We start from the raw sequence: 11,267 nt of genomic DNA, 5'->3' as shown, positions 1-11,267 counted from the left end.
TAGTAGAATTTCTTTATTGAACGGAAACTGGAGGAAAAATGGTGATAAACGTATACAGCGATGTTATTCAGTTTCGAGGAAATCATTATGATTTTGGCTATAGGCAAGGTGAGCTACTTAAAGACTCTCGTATTCTTGCAAATCGAGAAAAGTTTTGGAGCAAGCCATCCATTAAATATAATTATTCGATAGATGAAACAGAAGTTAAAAACATGATTCTTTCCTTTGCTCCTGGAATCTGGGCTGAGTTAATGGGTTTATCAGATTCTTTGAAAATGAATATGAGCGAAACCATCCTTCAATTTGGCGGCTATTATCTTGAATATGGGAAGAGCGGTTGTTCCATATTCACAGGTACCGAATTTCTTATTCGAAATTATGATCAGGATCCCCTCTCCTATGAAGGTCGGTATGTTCTCTATCATCCCACAGATGAGGGCTATGCAACGATAGGTCCATCTATGCAAATCACTGGGCGTACAGATGGAATGAACGAAAAAGGATTAGCTATGGGATATAACCTAATCAATCGTGTAAGATCAGATTCCGGGTTTATATGCAATATGATTGGACGGATTGTGTTAGAAACGTGTGCCACTGTTGAAGAAGCCACTTCACTTCTGAAAGATATTCCCCATCGTCGTTCATTCAGCTATGTGCTGCTTGATCAAACCGGAAAGTCCATCGTAGTCGAAGCCTCTCCAAGAGAAGTAATTGTCTATCAGTCCAATATTTGTACCAACCACTTTAAAGTATTAACTCATGAGAATCGTTACCAGATGGAGGATTCTCTCCAAAGATATCAAGCAATAAAACGCCAGGAAAATCATTTATTAAATGCTAAAACCGCTTTTCAATTGATGAATGGCACGGAAAAAGGTGTATTCTCAAAAAAATATAGAGCATGGGCGGGAACTTTGCATACAGCTGGTTATTTCCCGAATAGTAGAAAAGCCTGGTTTGCCCTTGGAGGAGACAGGTTACCTGTTATCTTTGATTTTGAACAATGGCTTATTGGAGAAAAGATCAATGTTAAGCGGGTGAGAGGCGAGCTTGATACTACCATACCCTTTGGAAATATGTAAAGAAACATGGGGACGTTTCACAAACAATCAAAATAGGCCACACCTGTTATCACCAGGTATGGCCTATTCGACTCAATCTGTGAAACATTTTATGAAACGAGATTTTTCGGGGCGTCACTGTGACGCAGTCTCTATTTTGAAACGCGAGAACCGTCCCCGTGTTGCATTAAAATTAATTAGAAAATTTCAAAATACTCTCTCTGTTCCCATTCCGTCACAATGTCATTAGAATTCTCAATATTGTGATCTTGAATAAACCTTTCGTAACGTGTATATTCATTTTCTTTCATTCTCGAAATATAGTTAATAAATAAGTCTCCCATTTTGCTAGAATACAAGTCATCTTGTTTTAAAGCTTCAACCGCTTCCATTAAGTTACGCGGCAGTGGTTCGCGATCTTCATTATAAGCCTCTCTGCTTGGGATCCCTGGATCGCATTGTGTTTGAATGCCTTGCAGCCCAGCCATTACTTGAGAAGCTAGATATAAATATGGATTTGCTGCGGGTTCACCGATCCGATTTTCAAAACGGGTATTTCCTTCACCAGGTGAGCCGATCACTCGAATCATGGTGCCTCTGTTATCATCTCCCCAGCCAGCTCGATCTGGAGCAAGAGAATTTGGTTTGAGACGTTTATATCCATTGATCGTAGGTGTTGTAAAGACACTTGCTGCACGTGCATGTTTTAATAATCCTCCAATATAATGTTTACCAATCTCAGAAATTACATCTCCGTCATTAGTCGGATTTAACAGATTTTCACCTGTTTCTAAACTTCGAATCGATTGGTGCAAATGCCAACCAGAAGAGAAGAATCCCGGTAATTGGGGTCGGCACATGAACGAGGCAATATAACCATGACGTTTACAAATTTGTTTCACGGCCGTTCTAAAAAGAAGCATCGCATCCGCAGCCTCCAAACCGGACATCGGACTAAACGTAAATTCCAATTGACTCGGTCCCCACTCATCTTCAATCGTACTTAAAGGAAGTCCCAACTTTTGAAGATTGTCCGCAATGATATGAATAATCTCATTCATCTCATCAAGATGTGCCTCCAAATGATACTGATATCCTCTTGCTGCAGGCATAACTAAAGGAGTTTCGGCCGGGAAACCAGGTGCCCCCAAGAGTTCTGGACGTAATCGCTCATCCTCTACTTTCGTTAGCGTCCACTCCACTTCAATTCCTGCAATAAAATCATATCCAGCATTTCTAAAGTCATTTATGGCTTTTCGTAAAATTCCTCGGCTATCAAACGGAAGTGGTTTTCCGCTTTTTAAATAAGCATCCGTTAAAATCCATGCGGTATTCGGTGCCCAAGGTAAAATTTTAAATGTTAATGGGTCAGGGACAAGTCGGTAATTAGGGCATCCATTCATTTCCTCAAGATCAAATCCTCCGCCTTCCATAAATGGATTAAAGACGATATCACTTCCGCTATCAAAGAAAAGAGGACCCGTGTTAAATTCCAAACCACTCTCGAGAACACCTAGAAACCCGTCAACCGTCATCGCTTTAGCTCTAGAGATCCCGTGTTGGTCTGTCCATGCTACACGAATTAGGCGAATATCTTGTTCCTTTATCGTTGCTTTAATTCGCTCAGCTGCTTCTTTTTGCTCATCCGTCCATAACCCATGCATGTCAATAAAACCTTTTTTACCTATGCTCACCGTCTTAGTCAAAAGTACCAGCTCCCTTTATATGATAGATTGGATTGTTTTTTATTGAATAATGTTTGTTCTAAAAAACGAGATACTAGTAAAAGACTTTCCTTATCCTGCAGAAGTTCTGGATGCCATTGAACCGCAAAAATAGGAGACAAATGATCGGTAGATTGATAGGCTTCAATCAGTCCCTCTGAGGACCACGCCAAAGCCTCCAGTTCTGGTGCTAATATATCGATTCCTTGATGATGCCAGGAGTTTACTTTCATTTCATTTCCAAACAATCCCTTTAGCCATCCCTCCATTGTAACGGTGTGTGAATGAAGTTGAGGCCCTACCTCCGGACGATGCTGAACGTCCGTAGACCACTCAGGCAAATGTTGTGTAAGCGTCCCTCCCAATGCAGCATTGATCATCTGAAACCCCCTGCATACACCTAATAGAGGAATCTTTTTTTCGATCGCAATCTCGATCGCTTTTTTTTCAAAAACATCTCTAAGAGGATCATATTGTGTTTCTGGATGGAGTTCTTGACCATAAATTGCCGGATTAATATCAGGGCCGCCGGGAATCAACAGCATATCCAAACGGGTTATTATTTCCGGATCACTTTCAGGAGAAATCACAAGCAAATGGCAATCTAATTGATGAAAAAGCTTATGATAACAATGGTTTGTGTAAAGAGTATGTTCAGTAGTAAATCCTGTGCGATCAGCCCCAGCTTTTCTAACCTCATGATTCAAGGGTGTTTCTAGATCGTAAACAATCCCCACAATTCCAACTAACGGTTTCATATCAACACCTTCTTCTGCGTTACACTTTTTTTATGAATCTATTCTTCTTTCAATCTTTTCCTTCCAGGGACTAATCTGATAAAACTCCTGCATGAGGGTAACGATTTGTTCGTAATCTTTTCGATCAAGAGCTACCCAATCGTCGCCAGGGGTCTCGTCATAGATGCTATAATCCCATACATTAATTTGCTTCATAAGGTCAACTAACTTTTCATAGGGCTGCTGCCGTTCGAGCATTTTTTCATATTTCTTTTTCATAGATTCATAACTTTCTTTTTGAAAAAAGGAATCGTTCATTTCACCCTCCATTTCTAGACACCGCCTTGTATAGGAATGGATCCATTAGAGCATAAAAGTCAAATTCTCATGACCTTGATCACAATCGATTAAATTGACCATCTTGAGGTCGACTTTTTTCCATTCTTGATTTTCTTTTATTACCTTATATCCGTACCATCCTGCATAGCTTCTTACGGTTCCTGTCCGTAACTCATAGAGGATAAAATTAGCACGGACTCGCACCTCATTAACGTGATTTCCTTGTGAAAATTCGATATTGGTCAGCATTCTACGCGTTCTTGACATCGGAATCTGGGAATGGGCATAGCCTGTTTTCAATCTGTAAATCCGGTCTTCTAACCGTCTTCGATCATCAAAAGCGTGGGATACTTCTTTCCTTGGGTCACCACCCCCAGGTGTAATCGGAATCCAATATAAACATTGATTGCTATATAGGTCCAACACTTCATCTAACTTCAACTCGTCAAGCAATCGGGCCTCTTTGTAGATCAACCTCCTGCATTCATCCTCTATGCTCCGATCTTGTAAGGGCTTAAAATCACCATAAAAACTTTCAATATCTTGTGTAAGTTGATCATAAAATTCATCATCTATATAGTAAGAATAATAAGCCGTGTCTAGACTTCCCTCATTTCTCATACTTTCAACTCCTTCTTACTCGCGCTTAACCTCTTTTTCCACTCTTGGAAATATCCTCTCATCGGAGTTTCGTCTGTTACTGGAGCCGTAATAATTCCTTTATCATCTACATTCCATTGATGTTGATTATCAAAGCCCCGATTTAACATGACCCACTCCACTTCTGGGATCGACACTCCCCTGTGACATTCAGCAAAATTAGTTACATCATCCGGTTCACCAAAGGCAGGAAAATCCTCTTGGGATCTCATCCGTAATTGATTGATTTCATCTGGTAAATCTTCCACGGTGGTGGCGTACCAGGAAATTTGGGTTTTGTCGACTGCAATGGGTTCAATGACTTGGATTTGATTCCCTATGAGAAGCAAGTTTGGAAAAATGGATAAATTCATCTGTGCCCCAACGGCTCGATCAAGAAATTGATAAGCTTTTTCCTCTCCATATTCCTTGATTAACTTTCCTTCAAAATATTCCCTACCAGGTTGCGGGCGCTGCTGTTTCCATAGATCACCAGTTTTTTTATTTCCATAGGCAGGGCGCTGATCTAAAAAGATATGACCATTTCCGAGATACTGGACATACATCGGCCCTTCATCGGGACCATTTTTAAAGTACACCATATCCTTTCCGTTATCTTCATTGTCTTTTTCTTGCTCATAGCGCTGGTCGATGGCTAATAAGGAACGATGGGAAAAGGCGACATGGTATCCGTCCCCTGCATTATCGTATACAAACTTCCAATTTCCATTTAATACCATTCTGTGAGCATTGTTTCGCACGATCAGTTTCTCCGGACTTCCATTATGCTCAATCCATTGATCGAGTAATGGGCTTGCATTGCCTAAATAATCGATTAAATCAGGAGCCTCTTGATTCAAGGTCCCAAAGATAAATCCTTTATAACTTTCAACCCGGACGTCGATTAAATCAAATTCTGACTTGTTAAAGTTGGGCCCGTATCCTTTTGGCCAAGGTACTCCTGCCAAACGGCCATCATTGCTGTAGGCCCATCCATGATAAGGGCATGTAAATTGCTTTGCTGAACCTTTCTCGACCCGGCAAATCGTTGCTCCCCTATGCATACACCGATTCAGAAAAGAGTGAATGTCTCCATTTCTGTCCCGAGTAATAATAATCGGCCTTTTTCCTAAATAGCCTGTTTTAAAATCATTCGGATTTGGAATTTCACTTTCATGAGCCAAATAGACCCAATTGTGACCAAAGATTTTAACGATTTCCTCCTGAAATATGTTTGGATCTGTATAAACCGACTGGTGTACTCTATCTTCTTGCACAAAATATTCCCAATTCATGATTCATCCCCCTATCGTTTTGTTAAAACAGACATAATATTCTGTAAATTAAACGAATTAATTATTTAACCTTGATCTATCAATAGAGAATACTTCAACATTAAATCAGTTAGACAAGAATTTTATCATGCTCTGCGTGATTAACCCTCAGTCAGTGGGGGATGCCCCCCACTAACTGAAAGAAGTTTCACTTCATCTTAATATCTCTACGATTTCACCCTTCTTCTCATTAGAAATCACAACCCCATATTTTTCTTTCGCGTATTCCTTTGAAATATATCCATATCGGACCTCTTTGGCTACGATATCTGCTGGACGTTTTTTGGGATCTCCGTAACCTCCGCCTCCGCCTGCAAGCTGTTTGTAAATTGTCCCTTTTGGAATATCGGAAATCAAATCTTTCGTAAAGCTTTTGTAGGTTCGACCATCTGGATATTCAAGGACAATCGTGTTCACCGCACCATTTGTTCCTCCAAGAATACCAGGAGCCGCGGTGGCTTCGTTCCCTCCGTCGCCAAACACACTCGCTTGAACACCATCCGCATTGATGGAAAATTCAACTTCTACTCCTAAACCTCCCCTCCATTCACCAGCACCACAAGAATCTTTGGCATATTCATATTTTTGAAGAGTAACAGGCAATGTGAGCTCAAACATTTCAGGATCCTGAGCCGCCAAAGCACCTCCTGAAGCAATTAAACCAATATGATCATATCCATCCGCACCTTTCGTTCCACCACTTCCCCCTTTACTTCCATTCAAAAGAATATCGACAAAAGGTTTTTGCCTTTTTTCATCTGTTCCATTTATAATGGCACATAACAATGAATTCCAGCCTGCAGTCACTTGCTCAGGTAACGCTTTAGAAAGTGCGATGAAAATAGCGGAACAAATTTGATCACTTAAGTGGTTACCAAAACCTGATGCAGCTGGGAATTTAGGGTTTAACATCGTCCCTTCAGGAACATGGACACTGATGCATCTTTGAATTGCCTCATTATGAGCGATCTCTTGTTCCGTCAGCATGAAAAAGGAAATCATGACAGAAGAAATCGTTACAGGCAATGGGGCATTTACATAGCCTTTCGTCTGTGGAGATGTCCCGCTAAAATCAAAATGCATATGATCATCTTCCACGGTTACTCTTACTTTGATCTTCATCTCTGCTTCATGATCAAAACCATCATCCATTACTAACCATTCCCCATCGTAAACCCCGTTTGGAATCTGATTAATAATTACCTTTGCCATTTTTTCAGTAGAATCAAAGATTTCAGCAATCGCCTCGTTAACGGTATTCATACTATACTGATCAATGAGTTTGACGAGTTCTTTTTCCCCTACGGTACATCCGCCGATCATAGCGAGAATATCGTCCCCAACGACCGGAAGTCTAATATTTCCCATTATAAGATCCCAAACATCCTTTATTTTTTTCCCTTTGCTAAATATTCTTACAGGGGTGATCCGAATGCCTTCCTGCCATAGATCGGTAGCATATGGATTATAGGATCCTGGTACGGCTCCGCCTACATCGGCCTGATGAGCAGTAATAACAGTCCAGCCAAATAATTTTCCTTCAAAAAATACAGGTTTCATCACTTTCCAGTCTGAGTTTTGATTACCTCCTGTAAATGGATCATTATGAAGAAATACATCTCCCTCATGAACATCTCCCTTGAAATATTCTACGACTGCCTTGACTCCAGGCGCAGCAGCATAACCCAAAATTGGAATATACTCTGTCTGTTCAATTAATACTCCAGATGCTGTGTAGATACCTAAAGAGAAGTCTCGTCCCTCCACAAGTAAAGGCGAATGTGCACTTCTTTCAATAACCGCTCCCATTTGTCTTCCGATTGCTCTTAAACGATTGGATATGACGGATACGATGATGGAATCCATTTTTTCCCCTCCTTAGTTAATTTTTGTTGTAACAAATGGCAAGTTTAAATGTTTCACAATAGAGGCTGTGTCGACCATGATAAAATTCCCATTCATATCTAATTTCATTTCAAATTCACTTGGAATAATAATGGTCGTTGTTGTTAATTCCACAATAGCTGGACCTTCTATATATGCGCCTGCCTTCATATGATCCCCATCAAAGACTGGAGCCTTTACCATTGTTTTTTGGACAGGTTCGAACATGTGTCGATATTGCTTCACTAAAAGTTCCTCGTCTGGATTCATTGATTCAATGATTCTAGGTGAAAATTGTACGAAATCCCCACGACATGATAACCGAATATTGATAATCTCTATTTCGTGTCCTCTTAAGTCAAAACCAAATAATTTTTCATGTTCTCTATGAAACTCATTTTCTACTAATTCCTTGTCATTAGTTAAAATAATATCCTCGTCTACTTCAATCGTCACTTCGTAGTGCTGTCCAACATACCTCATATCTAGCCCGATCTTTATCATTTGTTTCTCTTTGGAAACTCCTTCAGCGATTAATGCTTGTGTTCCTTCCTCTCTATCGTCGGCCAATATAGACACGATGTCTGTAAAGTGAGCAGCATCCCATGTTTTGTGGAAACTTCTCACATAATCATGTCGTAATTGTGAGGCAAGCATCCCAACTGCACATAGTACAGATGAAAATGTTGGGATAATGATCTCCGAAATTTCAAGTTCTCTTGCAATCATAGCCGCATGGATCGGCCCAGCACCGCCGGCTACAACCAATGGGAAGTTTCGAGGATCTTGTCCATTTTGAATGGTAACCTCTTTAATCCCATTAGCCATATTTAAATTGGAAATTTGATAGATTCCCTTAGCAGCTTCTTCAACGCTCATATTTAAAGGAACTGCGATATGTTGATTCACAGCCTTTGTGGCCAAATCAAGATCTAGTGACATGCCTCCGCCCAGAAAAAAGCCTGGATTCAAATATCCTAATAGCAAATTAGCATCCGAACAAGTCGGCAATTGTCCCCCTCGTCCATAACATGCTGGACCAGGCGAGGCTCCTGCACTTTGCGGACCAACTTGTAGTAAACCACCAGAGTCAATCCAAGCAACACTTCCCCCACCCGATCCAATGGTATGAATCGATACCATTGGCAAGGAAATTAAATTACGGTTAATTTCCCCCTCTTTTCCGATATTGACTTCACCATCTTCTATAATGGATGCCTCAAACGAAGTTCCTCCCATGTCAACAACGATAGCTTTATCAAATCCAGACGCTTTAGCAAATGCGCTTCCAGACACAGGCCCTGCCGCTGGACCAGATAATACGGTAGTAGCTGGTAATTTAGAAACCGTGACAGGATTTGTAACACCGCCATTTGATTGCATGATTAAGAGCTCACCATTCGTAAAGCCTTTTGATTCAAGTTTTCCCATTAACTGATCCATGTACGTGTTTAAAATGGGGCCTACATAAGCATTCATGGCAGATGTGCTAACTCGGTTGTACAAACGAATAATGGAGGAAACATCCGTTGATATGGTGACATACGCTTCAGGAATATATTTTTCTACGATTTGTTTCGTCATCACTTCATTTTCTGGATTGGCGTAAGAATGCATATAACAAATTGCAATGGATTCGACCCCTTCTTCCTTAAACCAATCTAATGCTTCAATGATTTCTTGCTCTTTAACCCCTTTGATTATTTTTCCATCTGCATCCGTCCGTTCATCAATGCCGACAACTAAGTCCCGTGTCACTAATGGATCGGGAGCCTTGTATTTATTATTGTAAAGATGTTGTTTACTTCTAACCCCTCTTCTCATCTGCAAAACATCACGAAAGCCTTTTGTCGTTAATAATCCTGTCTTTGCTCCTCTATTTGTTAATACAGCATTTGTTGTAACCGTTGTACCATGTACGATTAAACTTGTATTCTCCAATAGTTCCTGAGTTGTAACTCCTATCTTTTGAGCGAGATTACTAAGTCCATTTATTACACCGATTGATGGATCTGCTGGTGTGGAGGAGGTTTTATCAATTATCTGTTCTTTTGTATTCATATTAATCAATAATAAATCTGTAAATGTACCACCAACGTCAATGCCAATTGTAAATTTATCCAATTCTTTCACTCTCCTTTTGCGCTAGATAAGTCATATAAGGAAGTTTACTTAACGATTCAGCACCGTTCTCCTGGACGATAAACACATCCGCAATACTTGCACCGAATTCTTCTTTTTCATTAGCGAAATTTGGATGAACACTTAGAACCATTCCCTCTTCAATCACATCTGTCCCGTTATCTGAAATAACAGGTAAGTCATGGTCGACACCTACCCCATGTCCATGCCAGATTCCGACTTTGACGTTAAGATGATTGATATGCTGATGAATCGCATTCGCAAGATCAGATACGGTGTTGCCCGGTTTTATTACCTTTTTCACCTCTTCCATCGCTTGAACACAAGCATCTGCATGCGCTTTCATTTCTTCACTGATCTCTCCAACTGCAAAGATAGCGCCCTTTTCAACCCAATATCCATTTTCATCGATTAATTCCACATAACAGGTGACAAGGGCATTTTCACTGATGGTTGTATTTGTCGGCTTACGCAGGAAATATGGTCCTTCCTCAATAAAAACTAATGTGTCGATGGCCCCATTTCCCCGTGCAATCTTTTCAACTTCACCAGCAATTTCTGCACATGTTTTTCCTGGCTGGATCGCTTTTTCAAAAGCTGCAAAACTTTTCTCAGCAAGATCAAATGAAAGTCTAATCATTTCTATTTCTTCTGGAGATTTAACACTTTTTATTTTAGCGATCATGGCTGTACCATCTACCACTTCACCTTTTATATGATTCATTAAGTACTCATACTGTTTAATATTCATACTTTCTTTCAGACCGACAACACCAATTTTTTTAGGTAATGTTTCATTAATTACTTGTGTAATTTCAACTAGCAGCGGATCTTCTGCTTGAATCACATCCCCAGTTCCAACATAACGCACATCGTTTATCGTCCCTTTTTCTTTTGCTAAATAATAATCGGCTCTTGTATTGTAGTAAACAATCGGCTCTTGTCCCTTTATTTTGATAACAAAGCCGTGTCTTAATATCGGGTAATACCCTCCAAAGTAATATAAATTTCCATATTGTGTAATTATCCCTTTTCCATAAATTATCACGGCATCTAAGCCTGATGCTTCCATTTCTTTTTCAAGCCTGTTCCAGCGTTGATTCATAATTTCTTTTTTATTACTTTCAATTGATTGGATAGTTGACATAACAAACACCTCTCCTATAAAATTAATAATGTTATTAATAGAAAAATAATTATATTCAGAATAATTTGACCATAGTGGTTTCCTAGAAGTAAATCATTCATATTTTAACTCTAGTTTCTACCACCTCGTTGTTATGTTTTAAATTTACAGAAAGTTAAGTCTTAAAGCAACCCGTTTTATTGTAAGAAAACTTTGCACCCTATCGAATCGATTGTAAAAAATTTTTACACCTGGGAGGATGAAAGAAAGCGAACATT

General features: G+C 39.8%; 9 protein-coding genes. 1 reads left to right on the top strand and 8 read right to left on the bottom strand.

The features are described from left to right. The first annotated feature begins 41 nt into the window (after positions 1–41). Complete coding sequence (locus tag R4Z10_RS09505; protein ID WP_338472931.1) at positions 42–1,085, top strand: C45 family peptidase; 1,044 nt, start codon at positions 42–44, stop codon at positions 1,083–1,085. A gap of 176 nt (positions 1,086–1,261) precedes the next feature. On the opposite strand, the gene R4Z10_RS09500 is transcribed toward R4Z10_RS09505, so the two are convergent. The 8 genes from R4Z10_RS09500 to R4Z10_RS09465 form a co-directional block, all read right to left on the bottom strand. Further along, entirely contained in the window at positions 1,262–2,770 is a 1,509-nt protein-coding gene (locus tag R4Z10_RS09500; protein WP_338472930.1) for a glutamine synthetase family protein, read from the bottom strand. Continuing rightward, the gene (locus R4Z10_RS09495) at positions 2,767–3,546 is read right to left on the bottom strand and encodes a gamma-glutamyl-gamma-aminobutyrate hydrolase family protein (protein ID WP_338472929.1); all 780 of its coding nucleotides are present in this window, start codon (positions 3,544–3,546) and stop codon (positions 2,767–2,769) included. Before R4Z10_RS09495 ends, R4Z10_RS09500 begins: the two co-directional genes overlap by 4 nt. Before the next feature lie 30 nt (positions 3,547–3,576). Then, positions 3,577–3,843 (bottom strand): hypothetical protein, encoded by a 267-nt coding sequence (locus tag R4Z10_RS09490; protein WP_338472928.1) that lies wholly within the window; start codon positions 3,841–3,843, stop codon positions 3,577–3,579. Positions 3,844–3,888: 45 nt separating this feature from the next. Continuing rightward, positions 3,889–4,485 carry an aromatic-ring-hydroxylating dioxygenase subunit beta gene (locus tag R4Z10_RS09485; protein WP_338472927.1) on the bottom strand — a complete coding sequence of 199 codons (597 nt, stop codon included), beginning with the start codon at positions 4,483–4,485 and terminating at the stop codon, positions 3,889–3,891. Further along, positions 4,482–5,798: a Rieske 2Fe-2S domain-containing protein gene (locus tag R4Z10_RS09480; RefSeq protein ID WP_338472926.1), complete on the bottom strand. Its 1,317-nt coding sequence runs from the start codon at positions 5,796–5,798 to the stop codon at positions 4,482–4,484. The genes R4Z10_RS09485 and R4Z10_RS09480 overlap by 4 nt, the downstream gene beginning before the upstream one ends. A 192-nt stretch (positions 5,799–5,990) precedes the next feature. Further along, entirely contained in the window at positions 5,991–7,703 is a 1,713-nt protein-coding gene (locus R4Z10_RS09475; RefSeq protein WP_338472925.1) for a hydantoinase B/oxoprolinase family protein, read from the bottom strand. Positions 7,704–7,715: 12 nt separating this feature from the next. After that, on the bottom strand, positions 7,716–9,845 hold the full coding sequence (locus tag R4Z10_RS09470) for a hydantoinase/oxoprolinase family protein (protein WP_338472924.1): 2,130 nt from the start codon (positions 9,843–9,845) through the stop codon (positions 7,716–7,718). Then, positions 9,838–11,010, bottom strand: a complete 1,173-nt coding sequence (locus R4Z10_RS09465) for a Xaa-Pro peptidase family protein (protein WP_338472923.1) — start codon at positions 11,008–11,010, stop codon at positions 9,838–9,840. Before R4Z10_RS09465 ends, R4Z10_RS09470 begins: the two co-directional genes overlap by 8 nt. Between the last annotated feature and the right edge of the window lie 257 nt (positions 11,011–11,267).

This window comes from Niallia sp. XMNu-256 (assembly GCF_036670015.1).
In the GTDB taxonomy this organism is placed as follows: Bacteria; Bacillota; Bacilli; order Bacillales; family Cytobacillaceae; genus Bacillus_BD.
This window is presented reverse-complemented; position numbering and strand designations above follow the sequence as displayed.

What these genes read in the sequence shown, in the direction of transcription:
- R4Z10_RS09465 (WP_338472923.1), bottom strand. Translation starts at nt 11,010, where the DNA reads ATGTCAACTATCCAATCAATTGAAAGTAATAAAAAAGAAATTATGAAT.
- R4Z10_RS09490 (WP_338472928.1), bottom strand. Translation starts at nt 3,843, where the DNA reads ATGAACGATTCCTTTTTTCAAAAAGAAAGTTATGAATCTATGAAAAAG.
- R4Z10_RS09485 (WP_338472927.1), bottom strand. Translation starts at nt 4,485, where the DNA reads ATGAGAAATGAGGGAAGTCTAGACACGGCTTATTATTCTTACTATATA.
- R4Z10_RS09480 (WP_338472926.1), bottom strand. Translation starts at nt 5,798, where the DNA reads ATGAATTGGGAATATTTTGTGCAAGAAGATAGAGTACACCAGTCGGTT.
- R4Z10_RS09495 (WP_338472929.1), bottom strand. Translation starts at nt 3,546, where the DNA reads ATGAAACCGTTAGTTGGAATTGTGGGGATTGTTTACGATCTAGAAACA.
- R4Z10_RS09475 (WP_338472925.1), bottom strand. Translation starts at nt 7,703, where the DNA reads ATGGATTCCATCATCGTATCCGTCATATCCAATCGTTTAAGAGCAATC.